The following is a 23,869-nucleotide window of genomic DNA, read 5'->3' as shown; positions in this document are numbered from 1 at the left end:
GCGTCCGTCCTTTTCAGAGCGTGAGGTCGACCAGCTGCGCGAGCGCGGCCCGGTGCCGGTCCGCGGTGCCCAGAGCGATGGAGGCGCTCTTGGCCCGCTTGAGGTAGAGATGGGCCGGGTGCTCCCAGGTGAAGCCGATGCCGCCGTGCAGCTGCACCGCCTCCTCCGCGGCGACCACCGCCACCTGCGAGGCGAAGGCCTGCGCCAGCGCCGCCGCCACCGGCAGGTCCGGCGACCCGGCCGCCGCGGCGCCGGCCGCGCTGCGGGCCACGGCGCGCAGCTGCGCCACCGAGACCCAGAGGTCCGCCAGCCGGTGCTTCACCGCCTGGAAGGAGCCGACCGGGCGGCCGAACTGGTGACGCTGCTTCACATAGGCGGTGGTGGTCTCCAGCGCCCACTCGGCGACGCCCAGCTGCTCGGAGGCCAGCAGCGCGGCGCCGGTGGCGAGGGCGGTGTCCAGCGCGGCCACCGCGGCCTCGCCGGAGGCGATCCGGCGACCGGCCGCCCCGGCCAGGGTGAGATCGGCCAGCGGCCGGGTCATGTCCAGGCTCACCACCGGCGCGGCGGTGAAGTCCCGCACCGCGTACAGCCCGGGGGTGCCGTCCTGGTCCAGGGCCGGGACCAGCAGCGTGGTGGCCGTCCGGGCGTCGGCGACCAGGTGCACCGTCCCGTGCAGCAGGCCGTCGGAGCGCAGCTGGACGGCCGAGGGGAACGGCGACCGCGGCGCGGAGGCGAAGGGCACGGCCAGGGCGGCCACCACCTCGCCGGAGGCGACCCGGGGCAGCAGCTCGGTGTCCTCGGCCGCCAGCAGCGCCGCCGTGGCCAGCACCGCGCTGCCGAGGTAGGGGACCGGCGCGGCGGCGCGGCCCAGCTCCTCCAGGACCACGGCGGTCTCCCGCCAGCCCGCACCGGCGCCGCCCCACTTCTCCGGCACGGCAAGGCCGGTGACGCCCAGTTCGTCGGCCAGGGCCCGCCACAGGGCGGTGTCGACGGGCTGCTCGGACTCGGTCCTGGCCAGCGTCGCCGCCTGCGGCGCCCGGGCCGCCAGCAGCGCCCTGACGTTGCCGCGGAGCTCCTGCTCCACCTCGGAGTACTGCAGGTCGGTCCGCAGGTCTGTGGGTTCGCTCATCGCGGCAGGTCCTTCCAGGCGACGTCCTTGTCGACGCGGATCTCCTGGGGCAGTCCCAGGACCCGCTCGGCGATGATGTTCCGCAGGATCTCGGAGGTCCCGCCCTCGATCGAGTTGCCCTTGGTGCGCAGATAGCGGTAGCCGGGGGTGCCGCCCTCCATGGAGGGGTGCGAGGGACGCCGGAAGGTCCAGTCGTCGTAGACCAGGCCCTCGCCGCCGAGCAGCTCCAGCTCCAGGCCGGAGATCTGCTGGTTCAGCCGGGCGAAGGCCAGCTTGGCGGCGGAGCCCTCCGGGCCCGGCTGCCCGGCGGCGAGCTGCTGGCGCAGCCGTTCGCCGGTGAGGCGGGCCGCCTCGGCGTCCACCCACAGCCGCAGCAGGCTGTCCTGCAGCCCGGGGGTGCGCAGTTCGGGCCGCTCGCGCCAGGTGCGGGCGACGGTACCGATCAGCCCGCCCTCGCGGGGGACGGCGCTGCCGCCGATGGCGACCCGCTCGTTCATCAGCGTGGTCTGGGCGACCCGCCAGCCGTCGCCGACCTCGCCGAGCCGCCGGCTGTCGGGGATCCGCACGCCGGTGAGGAAGACCTCGTTGAACTCGGCCTCGCCGGTGGCCTGGCGCAGCGGGCGGACCTCGACGCCGGGCGCGGTCATGTCGCAGACGAAGTAGGTCATGCCGCGGTGCTTGGGCACCGAGGGGTCGCTGCGGGTGACCAGGATCGCCCACTGCGCCTCGTGGGCCAGCGAGGTCCACACCTTCTGCCCGTCCACCACCCAGGAGTCGCCGTCGCGGACCGCGCGGGTGCCGAGCGCGGCCAGGTCGGAACCGGCGCCGGGCTCGCTGAACAGCTGGCACCAGACCTCCTCGCCGGTCCACAGCGGGCGCAGGAAGCGCCGGTGGATCTCGGCGTCGCCGAAGGCCAGGAGGGTGGGCGCGGCCATGCCGAGGCCGATGCCGTGCCGTCCGGGGTCCAGGGTGGGGGCGCCGGCGGCGGCGAACTCGTCGTTGACCGCCTGCTGCAGGGAACGCGGCGCGGCTCGGCCTCCCAGGCCTTCGGGGAAGTGGATCCAGGCCAGGCCGGCGTCGTAGCGGGCGCCCAGGAACTCCGCGACGGGGGTGCGCACGGGGTCGTGCTCGGCGAGTAGCTCGCGCACGGCGGCGCGGAGGGATGATTCGGTGACTTCTGGTGTGCTCATGTGGGTGGGGCCCTCTCGACGGTGAGCGGAGGATTTTCGGGTGCGGCGTGTGCCGGGCTGGTCGCGCAGTTCCCCGCGCCCCTGGGTAGGTGCCACTTGCTCACGGTGGGTCAGTTGCAGCCCCCTAGGGGCGCGGGGAACTGCGCGACCAGCCGACTACGGTCCGCACCCGAAGAACCACCTAGTCCAACGGTCCGCCGGCCACGTACACGACCTGGCCGGAGACGAATCCGGCCCCCTCGCTGACCAGGAAGGAGACCGTGTGCGCGATGTCGTCCGGAACGCCGACACGGGCCACCGGAATCTGCGTGGCCGCCGCGGCCTTGAAGTCCTCGAAGCCCATGCCGACCCGCTCCGCGGTGGCCGCGGTCATGTCGGTGGCGATGAACCCGGGGGCCACGGCGTTGGCGGTGACGCCGAACTTGCCGAGCTCGATGGCCAGGGTCTTGGTGAAGCCCTGCAGCCCGGCCTTGGCGGCCGAGTAGTTGGCCTGGCCGCGGTTGCCCAGCGCGGACGAGGACGAGAGGTTGACAATGCGTCCGTAGTGGGCGTCCACCATGTGCTTCTGGACCGCCTTGGACATCAGGAACGCGCCCTTGAGGTGCACGTTCATGACGGTGTCCCAGTCCGCCTCGGACATCTTGAAGAGCAGGTTGTCCCGCAGCACGCCGGCGTTGTTGACCAGCACGGTCGGCGCGCCCAGCTCGGCCACGATCCGCTCCAGCGCGGCGGCGACCTGGGCCGCGTCGCTGACGTCCGCGCCGACGGCGAGGGCCGTGCCGCCGGCGGCGGTGATCTTCTCGACGGTGTCCTTGCCGGCCGCCTCCTCCAGGTCCACCACGGCCACGGCGAAGCCGTCGGCGGCGAGGCGGATCGCGGTGGCGGCACCGATGCCGCGGGCGCCGCCGGTGACGATGGCGACGCGGGGGGTCTGTTCGGTCATGGCTGTTGTCATTCCTTCACTGAGGGGGAGTGAGTCAGTTGGATGTGGCTTCGGCGCGGTAGGGCTTCAGTTCGCGGTGAGCCAGCGAGCGCCGGTGCACCTCGTCGGGGCCGTCCGCGAAACGCAGCGTACGGGCCGAGGCCCACAGTTGGGCAAGTGGGAAGTCCTGGGAGATTCCGCCGCCGCCGTGCGCCTGGATCGCCTTGTCCAGGATCCACTCCACGGTGGACGGCGTGGCGATCTTGATGGCCTGGATCTCGGTGTGGGCGCCCTTGTTGCCGACCGTGTCCATCAGCCAGGCGGTCTTCAGCACCAGCAGCCGCAGCTGCTCGATCCGGACCCGGGACTCGGCGATCCACTCCTGCACCACGCCCTGCTCGGCCAGCGTCTTGCCGAAGGCGGTGCGGGAGACGGCCCGACGGCACATCAGTTCCAGCCCGCGCTCGGCCATCCCGATCAGCCGCATGCAGTGGTGGATCCGGCCGGGGCCGAGCCGGGCCTGGGCGATGGCGAAGCCCATGCCCTCCCCGGCGATCAGGTTCTCGGCCGGGACCCGGACGTCGTCGAAGACGACCTCGGCGTGGCCGCCGTGGGCGCCGTCGGTGTAGCCGAAGACGTGCATGCCGCGGAGCACCTGCACCCCGGGCGTGTCGCGCGGCACCAGGATCATGCTCTGCTGCTTGTGCTTCGGCGCGTCGGGGTCGGTCCGGCCCATCACGATGAAGATCTCGCAGGTGGGGTCCATGGCCCCGGAGGACCACCACTTGCGCCCGTTGATCACGTAGTGGTCGCCGTCGCGCTCGATCCGGGTGGCGATGTTGGCGGCGTCGGAGGAGGCGACCTCGGGCTCGGTCATGCAGAAGGCGCTGCGGATCTCGCCCTCCAGCAGCGGCTCCAGCCAGCGCTTGCGCTGCTCGGGGGAGCCGAACTCGGCCAGCAGCTCCATGTTGCCGGTGTCGGGCGCGGCGCAGTTGAGCGCCTCGGGGGCCAGGTGCGGTACATGGCCGGTGATCTCGGCCAGCGGCGCGTACTGGAGGTTGGTCAGCCCCGCGCCGCCGTGCTCCGTACCCGGAAGGAACAGGTTCCACAGGCCACGACGGCGAGCCTCGGCTTTCAGCTCGGCCATCACCGGCGGCCGGGTCCACTCGTTCTCGGCGGCGGCGAGCTGTCGCGCGGCGACCGCCTCGGCCGGGTGGACCATCTCGTCCATGAAGGCCAGCAGCCGTTCCTGCAGTTCCACGGTGCGGTCGTCGTACCGGAAGTCCATCAGTCTGCCTCCAGCTTGAGAAGGGTCTCCAGAGCGGAGGTGACCAGCGGGGCGACCATGTCGCCCACGTGCGAGAAGCCCTCGCCGACGGTCTTGCCCTGGGTGTAGCGGAAGTGGATGCCCTCGGCGATGACCGCCAGCTTGTAGCCGGCGAAGGCGGTGTACCAGGGGAGCGGGGTGAGGTCCAGGCCGGTGCGCCCGGCGTAGCGGTCGAGCAGGTCGTCCATGGCGGGGAAGCCGGCCGCGGCGCTGACCGCGCCGGCGACCGGGTTGCCGGGCAGGTCGCGGGAGACGTCCCAGTAGACCTTCATCAGGCCGACGTCGGCGAGCGGGTCGCCCAGGGTCGCCATCTCCCAGTCGAGCACCGCGGCGACGCTGTCGTCCGCCGCGATCACGGTGTTGTCCAGGCGGTAGTCGCCGTGCACGATCGCGGCCCGCTGGCCGGTCGGGACGCCCTGGCCGAGCCGCTGCTGCAGTTCGTCCATGCCGGGGATCTCCCGGCTCCGGGAGGCCTCGAACTGCCGGAACCAGCGCGCGACCTGACGTTCCAGGTAGCCCTCGGGGCGCCCGAACTCCGCCAGCCCCACCGCTGCCGGGTCGACCGCGTGGAGCTCGGCCAGCACGTCGACCAGCCGGTAGGAGAGCGCCCTGGCCCGCTCCGCGCCGAGGTCCTTGGAATCGTCGGCGAAGCGGTAGACCCGTCCGTCGACCTCGTCCATCAGGTAGAACGGCGCGCCGATCACCTCGGCGTCGGTGCACAGCAGGTGTACCGCGGGGACCGGGACGCGGCTGCCGGCCAGCGCCGCGATCACCTGGTACTCCCGGGACATGTCGTGCGCGGTCGCCAGCACGTGGCCCAGTGGCGGCCGGCGCAGCACCCAGTGGTGCACGCCGTCGCGCAGCAGGTAGGTCAGGTTGGACTTGCCGCCGGTGATCAGCTCCGCGGTGAGGCCGCCCTCGACCAGTCCGGGACGGACCCGGTCGAGGTGGCCGCGCAGGCGGCCCAGGTCGAGGCCGGGGGGATCGAGCGATTGCTCGGGCATGCATACCTCCTGGCTCGGGATACGGCAGAGTGGTGCGCATGGTGGGGGCACCGGTGCCGCTGTCCGCCACCATACCGACTGGTAGGTATGTCGGCTAGAGTGGTCCCGGACACGCCGGAAAGGAAAGCCATGGCCACAGCAACGCGCGGTGCGGCTCCGCCCGTGCAGGAGCGCCTGCTCGCCGCCGCCAGCAGGCTGTTCGCCGAGCGCGGCTTCGCGCTGACCTCCGTGCAGGAGATCGTCGAGCGCGCCGGGGTGACCAAGGGGGCGATGTACCACTACTACGCCTCCAAGGACGACCTGCTCCAGCAGATCTACACCCGGCTGCTGGACGTGCAGTCGGCCCGGCTGGAGGCGATCGCCGGGGCCGGCCTGCCGGTGCGCGAGCGGCTTCGCGCCGCCGCCGCCGACGTGGTGGTCAGCACGCTGGAGAACCTGGACGACGCGATGGTCTCCTGGCGCTCCATGCACATGCTCCCGCAGGAGCGGCTGGCCCAGGTGCGGCTGGAGCGGCGGCGCTACCACGAGCGGTTCCGGGCGCTGATCGAGCAGGGCCAGGACCAGGGCGTGCTGCGGACCGACGTCTCCGCGGACCTGGCCACCCACCAGTTCTTCGGCGGGGTGCACCACCTCGGCAGCTGGTACCACGCCGACGGCGAGCTCACCCCGGCTTCGATCGGGGAGACCTTCGCCGACCTGTTGCTACGCGGACTTGACCCGTCCGGATGATCGCGTATGACCGGAACGGACCATCCCGGATCACGATTAGGCCGCAGGTCCGATCGGCGTGTCGTCTGGCTTCGGTTGGTTTGTATAGTGTGCGCCAGCAGCCGTCGGTTGCTCGGTGAAACCTCCCCGCACTGCACGGCCCCGGCCGGAGTACGCGGGAAGCGGGTACGCCGCTGCCATGCCGCGTGTCACCCTCCCACAGGGGGCGTGCGAAGGCGTTTCAAGAGGGACGGTTCTCTATGGTGCTGGGGGAGATCGATATGACGGGTGCTCCGCTCCGCCTCTCCCAGTCACCGGGACAGCTGCTTCGGATAGCCCAGCAGGTGCATACCCGGCTCTGGGCCGAGCACGTCGGTCAGGACCTGACCGCTCCGCAGTACGCCGCGCTGATCGCGCTGGCCGTCGAGCCGGGCGCGGACCAGCGCACGGTCGGGGAGCGGGCCTCGCTGGACAAGGCGACGATGGCCGAGATGGTGGGCCGGCTGGTGCGGCGCGGCCTGGTGCTGCGCCGCCGCGACCCGGCGGACGGGCGGCGCAAGCTGCTCACCCTGTCCCCGCTCGGCGTCCGGATCGTCGACGAAGTCTCCCCGGGCGTGGCCCGGGTTCAGCAGAGCCTGCTGGAGCCGCTGACCGAGGCCCAGCGCAGCGACCTGATGTCGATGCTGGCCCGGATGGCGCGGATGGAGGACGTGGCGCTGGAGACCATGGTCGAGGCCAGGCCCATCCTGGACGCGCCCCGGGTGGTCGGCTACCTGATCCGGGTGGCTCAGCAGGTGCACACCCGGCTGTGGACCGAGCTCGCCTCCAACGAGCTGACCGCGCCGCAGCACGCGGTGCTGGCGGCACTTGCCGAGGAGCCCGGCATCGACCAGCGCACGGTTGGGGAGCGGGCCTCGCTGGACAAGGCCACCATGGCCGAGCTGATCAGCCGGCTGGTCCGGCGCGGCCTGGTGCTGCGCCGCCGCGACCCCTCGGACGGCCGCCGCAACCTGCTGGCGCTGGCCCCGGCCGGGGCCCAGCTGCTGGAGCAGGTCAACCCCGGGGTGACCGAGGTGCAGAACCGGATGCTCGCCCCGCTGGAGCCCGAGGAGCGCGAGCGCTGCGTCGAACTGCTGGCCGTGGTGGCGCGCATCGCGCAGTAGTTCGACCGAGTAGGCAGCGCGGCCCCGGTACCGGACAGGTACCGGGGCCGCTCCGCGTTTAATCGGTTGCCGGAGGGCGGCGGCAGGCGCCATCGTCATGGGCTATGCGCAGCTTCTGACGTGATGTCAACCCCCGCCCTCCCCGTGACGACACCGGCGAGCGGCTGTTCCTGCCCGTACCACCGCATCGACGGAGCGTCATGCCGCTTGCCCGAATTCCGCTGCCCGATCCGGGCAGCCCCGATCTGCGTTCCCCCGGCCGCTTCCTGGCCTGGCTGGCCCGTTGCCAGCGCCGTGGCCAGTGGATGTCCATGCTCTGGGGCACCCTGTTCCTGGGCTGCCGCAGTGCGGTCCCCTTCTGCATCGGCGCCGGCATCCAGGCCGTGGTCGAGCACCGCCGCGGCGAGCTGTGGGCGGCGGGTGCCGCCGCGCTCGCGCTGGGGGTGCTGCAGACCGTCGCCTCCTCGCTCTGGCACCGCCAGGCGGTGTGGAACTGGATCCACGCCGCCGCCCAGACCCGGCAGCTGGTCGCCCGACAGGCCTCCGAGCTGGGTTCCGGGCTGGTGCGCCGGATCGCCACCGGCGAGATGGTCGCGGTCAGCTCCGGCGACGTCGAGAAGATCGGCTGGTTCGTGGAGACCAGCTCCCGCTGCGCCGCGGCGTTGACCACCTGGCTCGGCCTGTCCGCGGTGGTGCTGTACCGGGAACCGCGGCTCGGCCTGGCCGTGCTGCTGGGCGTCCCGCTGCTGGCCGTCGCGGTCTGGCCGCTGCTGGGCCCGCTGGAGCGGCGCTACACCCGCCAGCGCGAGCTGGGCGGCAAGGCGGCGGAACTGGCCGCCGACACCGTCGCTGGGCTGCGGGTGCTGCGCGGGATCGGCGGCGAGCAGCTGTTCCTGGACCGCTACCGGGCCGCCTCGCAGCAGGTCCGCCGGGCGGCCGTGCGCACCGCCCGGACCAGCTCCCTGATGCAGGCTCAGCAGTTGCTGCTGCCGGGCCTGTTCATCCTCGGGGTGACCTGGTACGGAGCCCGTCTGGTGGTGTCCGGCGACATCGGCGTGGGCGAGCTGGTCGCGGTCTACGGGGCCGGCGCCTCGCTGGCCTGGCCGCTGATGCTGATCGGTGAGACCGCGGAATCCTGGACGGCGGCCCGGGTCGCCGCCGCGCGCGCCGTCCGGGTGCTCTCGGTGACCCGGGACGACCGTCCGGCTCCGGATACCTTGGCCGACACGCCGACGGGGTCCGCGCCGACGGACACCGTGCCGCTGTCCGCGCCCGAACGCTCCGACCTGCACGACCCGGTGACCGGTCTGACCGCCGCCGCGGGCCGGCTCACCGCCGTGGTCTGCGGCGACCCGGACCAGGCCGGCGCGCTGGCGGCCCGGCTCGGCGGACACGTCACCGGCGGTGCCGACCCGGGAGCGGGGGAGCCTTCGGCCACCCTCGGCGGACGCGAACTGGACCGGCTGCCGCTGGCGGCGGCCCGCACGGCCGTACTGGTGCACGACAAGGACCCGGTGCTGCTCTCCGGGACCCTCGCCGAACTGTTCGACGTCCCGAGGTCCGGCGCGGTCGACCCCGGGCGCGCCCTCGCCGCCGCCTGCGCCGACGACGTCCTGGCCGCCCTGCTGGACGCCTCGCCGGATGCCGGCGGCGACCCGATGCGGGCCAGGATCACCGAACGCGGCCGCTCGCTCTCCGGCGGCCAGCGGCAGCGCCTCGCCCTGGCCCGGGCGCTGGTGGTCGACCCGCCGGTGCTGGTCCTGGACGAGCCCACCAGCGCCGTCGACTCGCACACCGAGAGCCGGATCGCCGCCGGGATCGCCGAGCTGCGGCGGGGACGCAGCACCGTGGTGCTGGCGACCAGCCCGCTGCTGCTGGACCGGGCCGACCAGGTGGTGCTGATCCAGGACGGCCGGGTAGCGGCCCGGGGCACCCACCGCGAACTGATGCACGACGAACCGCGCTACCGCGCGGTGGTGACCCGCGAGACCACTGAGGACCAGGTGACCGCATGAGGGCCCCGGAACAGCACGCGACCCGGACCACGGCGCTGCTCCCGGTCGGTTCGCCGGCCTCGGTGCGCCGCTACCTGCTGCTGCTGGCCCGCCGCCACCGGGCCGGCTTCGGCACCGCCGTAGGCCTGCACGCCGTCGGCGCGGCGGCCGGGCTGGTCGGCCCCTGGGTGCTGGGCGAGGTGGTGCAGAACCTCAGCACCGGCAGCACCGACGCCTACATCACCCGCGCCGTCCTCTTCTACCTGGCCGCGCTGCTGGTGCAGTCGCTGTTCACCGGACTGTCCCGGCTGCGCGGCGGCATCCTCGGCGAGGAGATCCTGGCCGACCTGCGCGAGGACTTCCTGGTCCGCTCGGTCGCACTGCCGCCCGGGGTGCTGGAGCGGGCCGGCACCGGCGACCTGGTCTCCCGGGCCACCACCGACGTGGACCGGCTGGCCACCACCGTCCGCGACGCCGTCCCCGAACTGTCGGTGGCCGTGGTCTCGCTGGTGCTGATGCTGGGCGCGCTGTTCGCCACCTCCCCGCTGCTCGCGGTCACCGCCCTGATCGGCACGCCGATCATCGCCTGCGGCTGCCGCTGGTACTTCCGCCGGGCCCCGCAGGCCTACCGGGACGAGGCGGCGGCGTACGCGGCGATCAACACCGTGCTGGCCGAGACCGTGGACGCCGGGCACACCGTGGAGGCGCTGCGGCTCGGCCCGGAGCGGGTCGAGCTGACGGACCGTCGGATCGGCCAGTGGGTCGACTGGTCTCGCTACACGCTGTGGCTGCGGGCCAACGTCTTCTTCCCCTCCATCGACTTCCCGTACGCGCTGAGCCTGGTGGCCACGCTGACCCTGGGCGGTGTCTACACCCTGCACGGCTGGACCACCCCGGGCCAGCTGACCACCGGCGTGCTGTACGCGTAGATGCTGACCGGGCCGATCGACCTGATCCTGCGCTGGTACGACGAGATCCAGGTCGGGCAGGCGTCGATGGCCCGGCTGGTCGGCGTGCGGGAGATCCCCGACCCGGAGACCGACGAGGGCCTGCGGCCGCAGGGCCGGGAGGTGCGGGCGGACCAGGTCCGCTTCGGCTACCGCGAGGGCGCCGACGTACTGCACGGCATCTCCCTCGACGTGGCGCCGGGCGCACGGATCGCCCTGGTGGGACCGTCCGGCGCGGGCAAGTCCACGCTGGGGCGGCTGCTCGCGGGGATCTACACCCCCCGGGCCGGCGAGGTGACGCTGGGCGGGGCGGCGCTCTCCGGGATGCCGCCGGAGCGGGTGCGGTCCGAGGTGGCGCTGGTCAACCAGGAGCACCACGTCTTCGTCGGCACCCTGCGGGACAACCTGCGGTTGGCCCGCCCCGACGCGGACGACCAGGAACTGCGGGGGGCGCTGGACGCGGTGGACGCGGACCACTGGTTCGACGCCCTCCCGGAAGGGCTCGACACCGCGGTCGGCTCCGGCGGCAGCCAGCTCACCCCGCCGCAGGCCCAGCAACTGGCCCTGGCGCGGTTGGTCCTGGCGGACCCGCACACCCTGGTCCTGGACGAGGCGACGTCCTTGCTGGACCCCCGTGCGGCCCGCCACCTGGAACGGTCCCTGGCCAAGGTCCTGGACGGGCGGACGGTGGTCGCCATCGCCCACCGCCTGCACACCGCGCACGACGCCGACCTGATCGCCGTCGTCGAGGACGGCCGCATCACCGAACACGGCACCCACGACGACCTCCTCACCGCGGACGGCGCCTACGCTGCGCTGTGGCAGAGCTGGCGCAGCGACGGCACCTGAACCCATAGGGGTGCGGGGCTCTGCTTGATCAACTGCGCGCGCTGCCAACCATGCAGGACCGTAGCTGGCTGAGCGCGCAGTTCCCCGCGCCCCTATGAGTCTGCAACTGGCTCAGTTGCACTTGCCAAGGGGCGCGGGGAACTGCGCGACCAGCCCTCTACGGAGGTGCATGGTTGGCAGCGCAGAGCCCCGCGCCCCTATGTGGTTGCATGGTCGGCGTTGTGTGATTCGAAGACCTTGGGGCGGGCTGAGCGCAGCGCGGTCGTGATTGCGCCGAGGAGGACGGCGTCGTCGCCGAGTTCGCTGGGGGCGACCCGCGGCCGCAGCGGGGTGAGCAGGTGCAGGGTGTCCTGCACCGTCTGCAGCAGCAGGTCCGCGCTGTGGCCCACGCCGCCGCCCAGGACCACCAGGTCCGGGTCCAGGACCGAGGACACTGCCGCGACCACGTGCGCCAGCCGCTCCCCCTCCTGCCGCACCGCGGCCACCGCCGCGGGCTCCCCCTCCCGCGCCGCCTCGAACACCCGCTTCGCGGTCAGCGGCTGAGGACCCGTCATCCCCAGCTCACGGGCTCCGCGGACCACGGCCTCGCCGGAGACCGCGTCCTCCAGCGTCCCCCGGAGGGCAGCGCCCTGGACCGGGGCGGGTCCGGCCGGCGGCATCGGATGGGTCAGCAGCGGCAGGAAACCGATCTCACCGGCCGCGCCGTGCGCCCCGCGGAACAGCTCCCCGTCGGCCACCACGCCCATCCCGAGCCCGGTGCCGATGAGGATGTAGACGAAGAGCCGGCTGTCCCGGCCCGCGCCGCAGGCGTATTCGCCGATGGCGGCCAGGTTGGCGTCGTTGTGCAGGGTCAGCGAGGTGCCCAGGCCCTCCCGCATCCCGGCGACCAGGCCGCTGCGGCCCCACCCGGGGAGGTTGACCGCGTAGCGGACCCGTCCGGTCCGCTCGTCGAACACGCCGGGCGCGCCGACCACGGCCTCCACGATGTCGCCCCGCCGGAGCCCGGCCGCGGCGGTGACCCGCTCGGCCGCGGCCAGCACCGACTCGGCGACCGCGCTGCCGCTGCGGCCGTTGTTGGGGACGTCCTCGCGGGCCACCACGGTGCCCGCCAGATCGGCGACGGCCAGCCGCAGCCAGGCCCGGCCGATGTCGACGCCGAGGACGTACCCCGCGGTGGGGTCGGCCTCGTACAGCACCGCGGTCCGGCCCCGCTCGGGGACGACGGTGCCGGCCTCGCGGGCCAGGCCGACCTGCTCCAGGGCGGCCAGCGCGGCGGAGACGGTGGGCTTGGACAGCCCGGTGTCGCGGGCCAGCTGCGCCCGCGAGGCGGGGCCGGCCGTGCGCAGCCGTTCCAGCAGCAGCCATTCGTTGTTGCTGCGCAGCCGCCGGCGGTTCCAGCGCTGGTCGGCCGGGGGATCGGCGGGGTGCTCGGTCATGCTGCCTCGGCTGCCTCTCCGGTCTGGCGACCAGTCCTGGACTCCTGCGGTGATCACTGTAATGACCGAACCCGCCCGAACCCTTGACGCCCTAAGTAAAGATACTTAACTTAATCCCACCCCATCTGTCCACTGCTGGGGCAGCGTCCACTCATGGAGGTCCGCAGTGCCGACCGCACCCACGCCCGCGCCCGCCCCACCGTCGACGGAATCCCCAGGACTGGTCCGGCGCATCGGCCTGTTCCAGGCGACCGCCATCAACATGAGCCAGATGTGCGGCGTCGGTCCCTTCATCACGATCCCGCTGATGGTGGCCGCCTTCGGCGGTCCGCAGGCGATCATCGGCTGGATCGCCGGCGCGGCGCTGGCCCTGGTCGACGGGCTGGTCTGGGCCGAGCTCGGAGCCTCGCTGCCCGGTTCCGGCGGCACCTACGTCTATCTGCGGGAGGCGTTCCAGTACCGCTCCGGGAAGCTGATGCCCTTCCTCTTCGTCTGGACGGCCATGCTGTTCATCCCGCTGATCATGTCCACCGGGGTGGTCGGCCTGGTCTCCTACCTCGGCTACCTCTGGCCGGGCATGACCTCGCTGGAGGGCGACCTGGTCGGGCTGGGCGTGGTCGCCCTGGTGGTGGTGCTGCTCTGGCGGCGGATCGAGAGCATCGGCCGGATCACCGTGGTGATGTGGGCGGTGATGATCCTCGCCGTGCTGGCACTGATCATCGCCTCGTACAGCCACTTCCACGCCGCGCAGGCCTTCGACTGGCCGGCCCACGCCATCCAGCTCACCCACGGCAGCTTCTGGATCGCCTTCGCCTCCGGGCTGACCATCGGCATCTACGACTACCTCGGCTACAACACCGCCTCCTACACCGGCGCCGAGATCAAGGACCCCGGACGGGTCATGCCCCGCGCCATCGTCTACTCGATCATGGCGATCATGTGCATCTACCTGCTCATGCAGATCGGTGTGCTGGGCGTGGTGAACTGGCACGACATGCTGGACACCAACTCGGCCGCCTACACCTCGGTCGCCTCGGTGGTGCTGGAGCGGGCCTGGGGCCACAGCGCCGCGCAGGTGGTGACGGTGCTGATCCTGATCACGGCCTTCGCCTCGGTCTTCACCGGGCTGCTCGGCGGCTCCCGGGTGCCCTACGACGCGGCCCGGGACCGGGTCTTCTTCAAGCAGTACGGAAAGCTGCACCCGCGGCACCGCTTCCCGGTGCTCGGCCTGCTGAGCATGGGCGTGATCACCGCCGCCGGCTTCCTGCTCGGCCGCCACACCAGCCTGCAGACCCTGATCAGCCTGCTGACCACGGTGATGGTCATCGTCCAGTCGCTGGCCCAGGTGCTGGCGCTGGTGGTGCTGCGCAGGCGGCAGCCCGCCCTGCACCGCCCCTACAAGATGTGGCTCTACCCGCTGCCCGGCGTGCTCGCCGGCATCGGCTGGCTGGTGGTGTACGGCTTCGCCGACAAGGCGGCGCCGGGCATCCATCCGATCGAGTGGTCGCTGGCCTGGCTGGCGGCGGGCTGCCTGGCCTTCGTGCTGTGGTCCCGCTTCGAGAAGGTCTGGCCGTTCGGGCCCAAGGAGATCCGCGAGGAGTACCTGGAGCGGCAGCGGCTGGAGGACGCGCCGGTGGCGTCGTAGCGGCCGCTGTCCGTTGCCCCGTGCGGCGCAGTCCGCCGTGCGGGGCAGGCCGGGCCTGCCCAGAATGGGCCCATGGCCAAGAAGAGTGACACCGCGGAGCGCCGCAAGGTCGGCGGGGTGACCGTCAATGCGCGGACGGTGGTCTTCGCAGTCGTCGCGGTGCTGGCTGTCTGGTTCATCCTGATGAACACCTCCTCGGTGAAGATCCACCTCTGGGGGATCTCCACGGTCACCTCACCGCTGTGGGTGGTGCTGGCGGTGATGCTGGTGGCCGGGATGCTGCTGGGATGGTTCGTGCGGCGGTACCGGGACCGCGCCTGAGGGCGTTGAAAGAGGCGTGCGGGGCTCCGGTTGCGCCCCCGTCGGGTGACCCCCGCCACACGGCCGGTGCCGTCCACGAAGCCCGATAGTTGATCCACTCCTTACCTGGGAACAAGCTGTCGTTCATCTGGGGGAGGGCTGTCCCCGGCCTCGCGGCAACCGGGGCCCCGCGGGTGTTTATCCCCTGCTCACGCCCGTGTGTCCGGATTCCGGAACAACTGGAATCCGGTGTTTCGGTTGTCCGGGGGCTGGGTACCCGCGGCTCCGGAACGGCCTCGCGAACGGTGTTCGACTACGGAGTCGCATAGTAATAGGGCCCTTGGACCTGGGCCGACGACCCGCTAACAATGGCGAAGTCGTCACGGCAGTCCCGCTGGTCGCAGCGGGGTCGCCTTCAGTCCGGCACCAACCGAAACCGGTGCCCCAGGCGCTGATCCGGCTCCCCAGGGCACCTGTCCCGCCCTGAGGAATCAGTCGGCCAGCCGCCGAGCCCAGCCGATTGAGGTCCCTCTCCCATGCTGCACCGCAAGCCTGTACTTCGTATGCGCAAGCGCACGGCCGCCATCGTCGCCGCTGTCTCCGTCAGCGGGATGGCCGTCGCCGGCGCCGTGGTCATCGACTCCTCCGCCGCGGCCCCCAGCTCCTCCGTCTCGCAGGCCGACAGCCTGCAGAAGGTCGCCGACCTGCAGACCGCGGCCTCCGCCTCGGCCTCCGCGTCCGCCAAGGCCGCTGCGGACAAGGCTGCCGCCGCCAAGGCCGCCGCCCGGAAGGCCGCCGCCGTGAAGGCCTCCGCGTCCGCCTCGGCCGCCGCCAAGGCCGCTGCCCAGAAGGCGGCCGCGGAGAAGGCTGCCGCCGCCAAGGCCGCTGCGGACAAGGCCGCCGCGGAGAAGGCCGCTGCCGCCAAGGCCGCCGCCGACCAGCTCGCCGCGGAGAAGGCCGCCGCCGCCCGGGCCGCCGCCGCTGCCACGCAGCAGGCCGCCTCCCGCTCGGAGACCCGGACCACGCTGAGCGGCAGCCCGCAGTCCATAGCCGCGCAGATCGTCCCGGCCGACCAGCTGGACTCCTTCGACGAGATCATCTCCCACGAGAGCGGCTGGGACGTCCACGCCACCAACGCCTCCTCCGGCGCCTACGGTCTGGGCCAGGCCCTGCCCGGCTCCAAGATGGCCTCGGCCGGATCCGACTGGCAGGACAGCGCCGAGACCCAGATCCGTTGGGCGCTCAGCTACATGAACGACCGTTACGGCAGCCCGAACGCCGCCTGGCAGTTCTGGCAGGCCAACAACTGGTACTGACAGCCGCCGCACGCTGAGCACCGCTTCCCGTCCGGTCGGTGAGCCCCGTCCCACCGGGGTTCCCCGACCGGACGCGGGCGGTTCCCGGCTCAGGCTCCGCCGCAGGAGAGCAGGCCGGTGGTCGGGTCCAGGGTGCAGCCGGCGGGCAGCGTCGGTGGTTCGGTGAACCGGACGCTCAGGAACCAGGCGTCACTGGCGAAGCCGGCCTTGTCGAAGCGGGTCGCGCCCTCGAACCTCGCCTCGTTGAAGCGCACCGCCTGCTCGAAGGTGACGCCGGTGAACCAGGCGTCGCTCGCGAAGTGCGCCTCGTTGAAGCGGGCGGTGCCGCCGTGGAAGAAGGCTCCGTTGAAGCGGGCCGCCTGGGCGAAGGAGGCGCCGCTGAAGCGGGCGGCCGCGTTGAAGGTCGCCCCGCCGAACCGGGCCGGGCCGTCGAAGACGGTCTTGTCGAAGCGGGCCGCGTCCTCGAAGGTGGCCTCGCCGAACTGGGCCTCGGCGGCGAAGCGGGCGCCGGCGAACTGGGCCACGCCGGCGAAGGAGGCCCCGCCGAACCAGGCTGCCTGGCTGAACACGACGTCACCGAACCACGCCGTGCCGTGGAACGCGGCCTCGCCGAAACGGACCACCTCCCTGAAGACGGCGTCGCTGAACTGGGCGTCCACGGCGAAGCCGGCCCCGTTGAAGTTCGCCTCCTGGGCGAACACGGTGCCGTTGAACTGGCCGACGCCGGTGAAGGCCGCCGCGTTGAAGAGTGCGGCGTCCGAGAAGACCGCCTCGCTGAACTGCGCCAGGCCGGCGAACGAGGCCGCGTTGAACCAGGCGACCTCGGCGAAGGTGGCGTCGTCGAACTGCGCGGCGCCGGCGAAGGTCGCGTTGCCGAAGCGCGCCGGGCCGGTGAACGAGGCCGCGTCGAACTGGGCCGCGCCGCTGAACGCCGCGCCGGTGAACCGTGCCGCCTCACCGAACCTGGCGCTGTTGAAGCGGGCCTCGCCGTGGAACGTGGTCCGGTTGAACCGCGCGGGCGCGTTGAACAGCGCCGCGTTGAACCAGGCGGTGGCCTGGAAGTCGGCGCCGCCGAACCTGGCCCCGTCCTCAAAGACCGTCTCGTTGAACCAGGCGGCGTCCTTGAAGACCGCGCCGTTGAACCAGGCCAGTTCCGCGAACCGGGCCCCGCTGAACCGGGCCTCGCCGAGGAAGTCGGTGCCCTCGAAGCGGGCCGCGCCGTGGAAGGTGCACCGGTCGAGCCGGATCCCGCGCACCGTCGCGCCGGACAGGTCCATGTCGTGCAGCTCGGCCCCGCTCAGGTCGATCTCCGCCTCCTGCCAGAAGCCGAGGTGGTCCGGGTGCAGCCGGTCGGTCAGCTCCTTGAGGGCAGCGGCACGGACCAGGTCCTGTCCGACGGCGTCCGGGGCGGTCGCCGGGGAGGCTGGGAAGCGCAGGTACTCGCACAGGTACTTCAGGCAGTTGGAGCGGTCGCGGTCCGAGTCGTCGGCGATCCGCACCAGCGCCTGTATGCCGGCGATGCGCTCCTGGGCCTGATCGCTCACCAGTTGCCGCACCGCCGCGGTGTACCGGTCGGAGAACGACTGGTTGTGCCGGAGCGTCAGATCGGCCCGCATCTGGAGCCGCGTCGCCTCACGGTTCGAGGCGTCGGCCCGCTGGCCGCGGTAGGCCAGCGCCACGCCCGCCACGGTCGACACCGCGGCCACCGCGGGCAGCACGGTCTGCGCGGCGTAGACGGCGGCGGCCCAGGTGGCGCCCCCGGCCAGGGCCACGTACAGCACCACGTAGAACCGGGTACGCCGTCGCGCGGCCGTGGCGACGGTGCCAGCCGCCGGCCGCCTGCGCCATACCACCACGAACGTTCCCCCTCCCCCTCACGCCAGTTGATGGTACGTCAGCAGGGTGCGGGGGAGCTCCGGTTCACCGCTACGAAGGGTCCTCCGCGGCGACGTCCTCCACGGTGACCGGCTCGACCGGCTCGGAGTCGCGCGCGGCCTCGGCCCTTGACGCGGCGTCACGCAGCTTCAGCGCCTCCTCCAGGGTGGGCGACTGCTCCCAGATGCTGTGGAAGGCCAGCCGCAGCGTCTCCGCCAGCGAGGGGTGCCGGATCACCAGCGCGGTGGTGGCACCGGTCCTGGCCACCGGGTCGGGCATGTCGCACAGCACCGTGGAGCCGTCGGTGACGATCAGCTTCAGCGGCAGGCTGTCGGCGATCCTGATCTCCTCGCCGACCTCGGCGAAGCGCCGGATGACCTCCAGCATCGCCGGGTCGTCCAGCACGTCGCGGCTGTAGAGCGCGCGGTTGGTACGGCCGGCCGCGTGCATCCGGGCGGTGGCCTCCAGGCCGGCGGTGTTCTCGGACGGGGTCACCCACGGCGGCCGGGAGAAGCTCAGCAGCTCGCGCTCGGCCTCGGACTGGATCCGGGCGAAGCGCTCGCTGATGTCGGCCGCGTCCCGCAGCACCTCGACGTAGTCCAGCGGGTCGGTGTGGGTGCGACCGCTGTCCCAGGTCGGCAGCAGCTCCCGGGCGAGCTCGTCGGAGAGCCGCTCCAGCCGGCCGAGCGAGCGGCGCTGCTGTTCCATCAGCCGGTCGACGGCGATCTCCGGGGCGACCGCGGAGTAGCCGGCCACCCGTCCCGGGTGCAGCACCGCGAGTTGGCGCCGGGTCAGGCCCTCCAGTACGTCGTACACGCGCTGCCTGGGCACCTGCGCCTCGCGGGCGACCTCGGCCGCGGTGAAGACGTCGCGCCGGATCAGCGCGAGGTAAACCCGCGCCTCGTAGTTGGTGAGGCCTAGCTCTTCGAGGTCCGCTGCGCGCCTGTCGTCCGTTTGCATGCAGGCACCGTAGCGGCGATGGTCCCCGCTTTGGCAAGCCGTGTCCACGACGTGGCTGAAAGACCTTTCTCACAGGTTTTTCCAAGGGAAGTGTGCTGTTCGCTGAGAACTTCTTGTGGGGTTGTCATGCATTCGCTAATCTTCTCGGCGCTGAGCACCACTCAACGGGGTGTCAGGTAGGATGCTTTGTCATGTGCCTGACGTTACCCCCGGTCGGTGGCGGGTCGCCCCACGAAGGCGTCCCGGGTGCCGGCCTCATCCCCCTGGAGGGCCGTCTGTTGCACACCCCCAGCACCACTCGTCGCGGACTGCGCAGAGCCGCAGCCGCCGCAGTCTCCGCCGCCGCGCTGGTCGCCGGCGTCTTCGCGGCCGCCGCCCCGGCGACCGCCGCCACCGGCCAGAGCGGGTCCTCCGCCGCGGTCCACGTCAAGCGCCTCTGCGCCACTCCGGCGAATGTGCACCAGATGGCCTGCCTCGCGCTGGCCAGGACCGATGTCACCCAGCCCGCGGCACTGCGGGCCAACGCCGTCTCCCCGCTGGCCACCCCCTCGGGCTACGGCCCGTCCAACCTGAAGAGCGCCTACGCCCTGCCCGCCAACGGCGGCGCCGGCGCCACGGTGGCCATCGTGGACGCCCAGGACGACCCCAACGCGGAGTCCGACCTGGCCGCCTACCGCACCCAGTACGGGCTGTCCGCCTGCACCACCGCCAACGGCTGCTTCAAGAAGGTCAACCAGACCGGCGGCACCAGCTACCCGACCGCCGACTCCGGCTGGGCCGGGGAGATCTCGCTGGACCTCGACATGGTCTCCGCGGTCGCCCCCGCCGCCCACATCATCCTGGTCGAGGCCACCTCGGCGAACATGAGCGACCTGGGCACGGCCGTCAACGAGGCCGTCGCGCTGGGCGCCAAGTACGTCTCCAACAGCTACGGCGGGTCCGAGGACTCCACCGACACCAGCTCCGATTCCAGCTACTTCAACCACCCGGGCGTGGCCATCACCGTCTCCGCCGGTGACAGCGCCTACGGCGCCGAGTACCCGGCCGCCTCCAAGTACGTCACCTCGGTCGGCGGCACCTCGCTGAGCACCGCCTCCAACTCCCGCGGCTGGACCGAGAGCGTCTGGTCCACCAGCAGCACCGAGGGCACCGGCTCCGGCTGCTCCGCCTACGACGCCAAGCCGACCTGGCAGACCGACACCGGCTGCTCCAAGCGCACCATCTCCGACGTCTCCGCGGTCGCCGACCCCGCCACCGGCGTGGCCGTCTACGACAGCTACGGCGCCTCCGGCTGGCAGGTCTACGGCGGCACCAGCGCCTCCTCCCCGATCATCGCCAGCGTCTACGCCGACGCCGGCACCCCGGGGGCGAGCGACTACCCCGCCAAGTACCCGTACCAGCACACCACCGCCCTCAACGACGTCACCAGCGGCAGCAACGGCAGCTGCTCGCCCAGCTACCTGTGCACCGCCGGCGTCGGCTACGACGGCCCGACCGGCCTGGGCACTCCCAACGGCCTGACCGCCTTCACCGCGGGCACCGGCACCGGCGGCAACACCGTCACCGTGACCGGGCCCGGCAACCAGAGCGGCACCGTCGGCACCGCCGTCTCGCTGCAGATCAGCGCCTCCGACTCGGGCAGCTCCACGCTGACCTACTCGGCCTCCGGCCTGCCGGCCGGACTGTCCATCAACTCCTCGACCGGGCTGATCTCCGGCACCCCGACCACGGCGGGCACCTCCTCGGTGACCGTCACCGCCACCGACACCACCGGTGCCAGCGGCAGCGCCTCCTTCAGCTGGACCATCGCCACCTCCGGCGGTGGCGGGGGCGGTTGCACCGCGGCCCAGCTGCTGGGCAACCCCGGCTTCGAGACCGGCACCGCCTCGCCCTGGACCGCCAGCTCCGGCGTCATCGACAACTCCAGCAGTGAGGCCGCCCACAGCGGCAGCTGGAAGGCCTGGCTGGACGGCTACGGCAGCACCCACACCGACACCCTGTCCCAGTCGGTGACCGTGCCCGCCGGCTGCACCACGGCGACGCTGACCTTCTGGCTCCACATCGACACCGCGGAGACCACCACCAGCACCGCCTACGACACCCTCAAGGTCCAGGCGACCAGCGGCGGCACCACCACGACCCTGGCGACCTACTCCAACCTCAACAAGGGCACCGGCTACACCCAGCGCAGCTTCAGCCTCTCCTCCTACGTCGGCCAGACCGTCACCCTGAAGTTCACCGGGGTGGAGGACTCCAGCCTGCAGACCAGCTTCGTCATCGACGACACGGCGATCAACGTCTCCTGACGTCCTGACGTCCTGACGCAGCCTGCAGCGACACCGGTACGACTGCCCCTGCCACGGGTCTCCCGCGGCAGGGGCAGTCTGCTTGCCTGCCGTAAGGCAAGGCTGGTGTTCCGCGTTGTCGGTGGTGCACGATACGGTGCCCACCTGCTCGCATCCGAGCACCGAACGGTGAACCACCCAGGAGCCCAGCCACCCATGTCCGACTCCCCGGTCGACACAGCGACCGAACCCACCGGGACCCCGCCCGAGCCCTCACCGGAGGCGCCCGCCGACGGTCCCAACTACCTGAGCCACAAGCAGATCATGGTCGTCATGGGCGGCCTGATGGCGGGCATGCTGCTCGCCGCCCTCGACCAGAGCATCGTCGGCACCGCCCTGCCCACGATCGTCAGCCAGCTCGGCGGCATCGACAAGCTGTCCTGGGTGGTCACCGCCTACCTGCTCACCTCCACTGCGGCCACCCCGCTGTGGGGCAAGATCTCCGACCTCTACGGCCGCCGGATCATCTTCCAGTCCGCGATCGTGATCTTCCTGATAGGTTCCGCGCTCGCCGGGCTGAGCCAGAACATGGGCGAGCTGATCGGCTTCCGGGCGATCCAGGGCATCGGCGGCGGCGGTCTGATGTCGCTGGCCTTCGCCATCATCGGCGACGTGATCCCGCCCCGGGAGCGCGGTCGCTACCAGGGCCTGATGGGCGCGGTCTTCGGTCTGTCCAGCGTGGCAGGACCGCTGCTCGGCGGCTGGTTCACCGACTCCATCGGCTGGCGCTGGATCTTCTACATCAACCTGCCGATCGGCCTGGGCGCCCTGGTGGTCTGCTCCTTCGCGCTGAAGCTGCCGGTCAACCGCCGCGAGCACAGCATCGACTACCTGGGCTCGGCCGCGATCGTCACCGGCGTGACCAGCCTGCTGCTCTACCTGAACTGGGCCGGCACCAGCTACGGCTGGGCCTCCTGGCAGGGCCTGCTGCTGCTCGGCGCCTCGATCCTGCTGACCGCGGGCTTCATCCTGATCGAGCGCAGGGCGGCCGAGCCGATCCTGCCGATGCGGCTGTTCCGCAACCCGATCTTCTCGGTGGGCAACGGCTTCGGCTTCTTCGCCGGGTTCGCCATGTTCGGCGGCATCATCTACCTGCCGGTCTACCTCCAGGCCGTGCAGGGCATGTCAGCCACCAAGTCGGGGCTGGGCATGCTGCCGGCCGTCGCCGGGATCATGGCCACCGCGATCACCTCGGGCCGGCTGATGGCCAAGACCGGCAAGTACAAGATCTACCCGATCGTCGGGGCGGTGGTGATCATCGGCTCGCTGCTGCTGCTCAGCACGCTCAGCAACAGCACCGCGTACTGGCAGGTGGCGCTCTACGCCTTCGCCTTCGGCGCCGGGCTGGGGCTGACCATGCAGACCATGGTCACCGCGATCCAGAACTCGGTGGACTTCCGCGACATGGGTGTGGCCACGGCCTCGGCCACCTTCTTCCGGCAGATCGGTGCCTCCATCGGCACCGCGATCTTCGGGACGGTGCTGACCAGCCGGCTGGCCCACTACATGAAGCAGGAGTTCGCCGGCAGCGGGGGCGCCGGGGGCGGCGGTGCGAAGTTGGACGCCAACAACGTCCAGGCCATCCAGCACCTGCCGGCGGCGGTGAAGGGGCACGTGACCAATGCGTTCGCGCACTCCATCGGGGACCTGTTCCTGACCGGGGTGCCGTTCATCGCCATCGCGCTGGTGTTCGCACTGCTGTTGAAGGAGAAGCCGCTGGCCACGATGGACCCGTCGGCAGCACCGCCCGCGCACTAGGGGACTTCGGCTGCGGGTTGTGGATGGCTGGTCGCGCAGTTCCCCGCGCCCCTAAGGGGGCTGCAACGTCCCGCAGTGGTTCAGTTGCAGCCCCCAGGGGCGCGGGGAACTGCGCGACCGGCCCACTACGGTCCGCACCGGGAAACCTGCCTACGCCGAGGCTCGGGCCATCTCGTCCAGGGCCTTCAGCAGGACTGTGAACTGTGGACCGCACCCCACCGGCAGGACCTCGTGCGGGGTGTCGTCGAAGAGCAGGACGACCAGGTCGCCCGTGCAGGCGGTCATGCTCCAGCCGGGGCCGTCCGCCCGGACCAGTCGGGTGTCCTCGCCGGCCGGCGAGGAGCGTACCCGGCCGGCCGGCGGCGGGGTCTCGGTGTACTCGCGGATCTCGGCGAGCACCTTGGCGATCCGCTCCGGGACCTCCTCGGGGTGCTCGTCGAACTCCACCGAGTCGGCTATCTGCTCGCGCCACATACGCCACTGGTGGGCGATGTCGTCCGCGCCCATCCGGCGCTGCGCCGGCCCCCACTGCTTGGGGTCGGGCGGGGTCAGCAGAGGGTGATCGTCCTCGTCCGGCTCCGGGTCGTGCGGCTCGGGCAGCCCGGTGGTGCTCACCGTCAGCGCCAGCGGCCAGCCGGGCAGCGAGTCCACCACGGTGCGCTCGGGCGGGGTCAGGTCGTAGGGCATGCCGCAGTCCCAGGCCGCGATGGCACAGCCCACCAGGGCGGCGTCGTCCGAGACCACGGTCCAGCGGGCGCCGTCCGAGTCCTGCCCGAACAGCAGCCCGTAGCCGTCCGCCCAGGCCTCCAGGCCCAGGGCGGCGCAGGCGGCCGGGTAGTCGTCACCGAGCAGGCTCGGGAACTGGCCCGGCGTCAGCAGTACCGCGCTGAGCACGTAGAACGCGTCTTCGTCGACCTCTGCCACGGGGAGCCACCGCCCTTCTCTGCGAGCATGCCTCCTGCCCCAGCGGCCCCGGAGGTCGGCTCATGCTAATGAGCCGA

General features: G+C 72.1%; 17 protein-coding genes and 1 pseudogene. 9 read left to right on the top strand and 9 right to left on the bottom strand.

Features of this window, described 5'->3' with window-relative positions; translation table 11 throughout:
* Positions 1-13: 13 nt before the first annotated feature.
* The 5 genes from ABUW04_RS31250 to ABUW04_RS31230 all read right to left on the bottom strand — a co-directional run bounded on the left by ABUW04_RS31250 (position 14) and on the right by ABUW04_RS31230 (position 5,572).
* Positions 14-1,129, bottom strand: a complete 1,116-nt coding sequence (locus ABUW04_RS31250; protein WP_380567865.1) for an acyl-CoA dehydrogenase family protein — start codon at positions 1,127-1,129, stop codon at positions 14-16.
* Positions 1,126-2,319, bottom strand: a complete 1,194-nt coding sequence (locus tag ABUW04_RS31245; RefSeq protein ID WP_380567864.1) for an acyl-CoA dehydrogenase family protein — start codon at positions 2,317-2,319, stop codon at positions 1,126-1,128. Before ABUW04_RS31245 ends, ABUW04_RS31250 begins: the two co-directional genes overlap by 4 nt.
* 181 nt (positions 2,320-2,500) lie before the next feature.
* Positions 2,501-3,262: a 3-oxoacyl-ACP reductase FabG gene (fabG, locus tag ABUW04_RS31240; RefSeq protein WP_030265832.1), complete on the bottom strand. Its 762-nt coding sequence runs from the start codon at positions 3,260-3,262 to the stop codon at positions 2,501-2,503.
* A gap of 34 nt (positions 3,263-3,296) precedes the next feature.
* Positions 3,297-4,529, bottom strand: a complete 1,233-nt coding sequence (locus tag ABUW04_RS31235) for an acyl-CoA dehydrogenase family protein (protein WP_380567863.1) — start codon at positions 4,527-4,529, stop codon at positions 3,297-3,299.
* A complete protein-coding gene (locus ABUW04_RS31230; RefSeq protein WP_380567862.1) occupies positions 4,529-5,572 on the bottom strand; it encodes a phosphotransferase family protein in 1,044 nt (347 codons plus the stop codon). Before ABUW04_RS31230 ends, ABUW04_RS31235 begins: the two co-directional genes overlap by 1 nt.
* 129 nt (positions 5,573-5,701) lie before the next feature.
* Between ABUW04_RS31230 and ABUW04_RS31225 the strand changes: the two genes are divergently transcribed.
* The 4 genes and pseudogenes from ABUW04_RS31225 to ABUW04_RS31210 all read left to right on the top strand — a co-directional run bounded on the left by ABUW04_RS31225 (position 5,702) and on the right by ABUW04_RS31210 (position 11,233).
* Positions 5,702-6,301, top strand: coding sequence for a TetR/AcrR family transcriptional regulator (locus tag ABUW04_RS31225; protein ID WP_030265840.1), 600 nt, complete (start codon positions 5,702-5,704; stop codon positions 6,299-6,301).
* Positions 6,302-6,561: 260 nt separating this feature from the next.
* A complete protein-coding gene (locus ABUW04_RS31220; RefSeq protein ID WP_198037663.1) occupies positions 6,562-7,443 on the top strand; it encodes a MarR family winged helix-turn-helix transcriptional regulator in 882 nt (293 codons plus the stop codon).
* A 200-nt stretch (positions 7,444-7,643) separates the two neighbouring features.
* Positions 7,644-9,458: an ABC transporter ATP-binding protein gene (locus ABUW04_RS31215; RefSeq protein WP_380567861.1), complete on the top strand. Its 1,815-nt coding sequence runs from the start codon at positions 7,644-7,646 to the stop codon at positions 9,456-9,458.
* Positions 9,455-11,233 (top strand): annotated as a pseudogene (locus tag ABUW04_RS31210) (ABC transporter ATP-binding protein). The gene ABUW04_RS31215 and the pseudogene ABUW04_RS31210 overlap by 4 nt, the downstream one beginning before the upstream one ends.
* 197 nt (positions 11,234-11,430) lie before the next feature.
* Here ABUW04_RS31210 and ABUW04_RS31205 read toward each other — a convergent pair.
* Positions 11,431-12,669, bottom strand: coding sequence for an ROK family transcriptional regulator (locus ABUW04_RS31205; RefSeq protein ID WP_380567860.1), 1,239 nt, complete (start codon positions 12,667-12,669; stop codon positions 11,431-11,433).
* Positions 12,670-12,835: 166 nt separating this feature from the next.
* On the opposite strand from ABUW04_RS31205, the gene ABUW04_RS31200 reads away from it, so the two are divergent.
* From ABUW04_RS31200 to ABUW04_RS31190, 3 genes are all read left to right on the top strand, one after another.
* Positions 12,836-14,314, top strand: coding sequence for an APC family permease (locus ABUW04_RS31200; protein WP_380567859.1), 1,479 nt, complete (start codon positions 12,836-12,838; stop codon positions 14,312-14,314).
* A gap of 72 nt (positions 14,315-14,386) precedes the next feature.
* Positions 14,387-14,635 (top strand): LapA family protein, encoded by a 249-nt coding sequence (locus ABUW04_RS31195; RefSeq protein WP_030265853.1) that lies wholly within the window; start codon positions 14,387-14,389, stop codon positions 14,633-14,635.
* Positions 14,636-15,177: 542 nt separating this feature from the next.
* Positions 15,178-15,930: an aggregation-promoting factor C-terminal-like domain-containing protein gene (locus ABUW04_RS31190; RefSeq protein ID WP_380567858.1), complete on the top strand. Its 753-nt coding sequence runs from the start codon at positions 15,178-15,180 to the stop codon at positions 15,928-15,930.
* A gap of 89 nt (positions 15,931-16,019) precedes the next feature.
* Here ABUW04_RS31190 and ABUW04_RS31185 read toward each other — a convergent pair whose 3' ends face one another.
* Together ABUW04_RS31185 and ABUW04_RS31180 are read right to left on the bottom strand one after the other, a co-directional pair.
* Positions 16,020-17,714, bottom strand: coding sequence for a pentapeptide repeat-containing protein (locus tag ABUW04_RS31185; RefSeq protein ID WP_380567857.1), 1,695 nt, complete (start codon positions 17,712-17,714; stop codon positions 16,020-16,022).
* A 142-nt stretch (positions 17,715-17,856) separates the two neighbouring features.
* Positions 17,857-18,765 (bottom strand): TrmB family transcriptional regulator, encoded by a 909-nt coding sequence (locus ABUW04_RS31180; RefSeq protein ID WP_380567856.1) that lies wholly within the window; start codon positions 18,763-18,765, stop codon positions 17,857-17,859.
* A 278-nt stretch (positions 18,766-19,043) separates the two neighbouring features.
* Here ABUW04_RS31180 and ABUW04_RS31175 point away from each other — a divergent pair, with 278 nt between their 5' ends.
* Together ABUW04_RS31175 and ABUW04_RS31170 are read left to right on the top strand one after the other, a co-directional pair.
* Entirely contained in the window at positions 19,044-21,071 is a 2,028-nt protein-coding gene (locus ABUW04_RS31175; protein ID WP_380567855.1) for a putative Ig domain-containing protein, read from the top strand.
* 195 nt (positions 21,072-21,266) lie between these two features.
* The gene (locus ABUW04_RS31170) at positions 21,267-22,868 is read left to right on the top strand and encodes an MDR family MFS transporter (protein WP_380567854.1); all 1,602 of its coding nucleotides are present in this window, start codon (positions 21,267-21,269) and stop codon (positions 22,866-22,868) included.
* Between the two features lie 150 nt (positions 22,869-23,018).
* Here ABUW04_RS31170 and ABUW04_RS31165 read toward each other — a convergent pair whose 3' ends face one another.
* The gene (locus ABUW04_RS31165) at positions 23,019-23,792 is read right to left on the bottom strand and encodes a hypothetical protein (RefSeq protein ID WP_030265869.1); all 774 of its coding nucleotides are present in this window, start codon (positions 23,790-23,792) and stop codon (positions 23,019-23,021) included.
* Positions 23,793-23,869 lie beyond the last annotated feature (77 nt).

The sequence above is a fragment of the Streptacidiphilus jeojiensis genome (assembly GCF_042510965.1).
GTDB lineage: Bacteria > Actinomycetota > Actinomycetes > Streptomycetales > Streptomycetaceae > Streptacidiphilus > Streptacidiphilus jeojiensis.
Note: the sequence above shows the minus strand (reverse complement) of the source record. Positions and strands in the feature narration are given on the sequence as shown.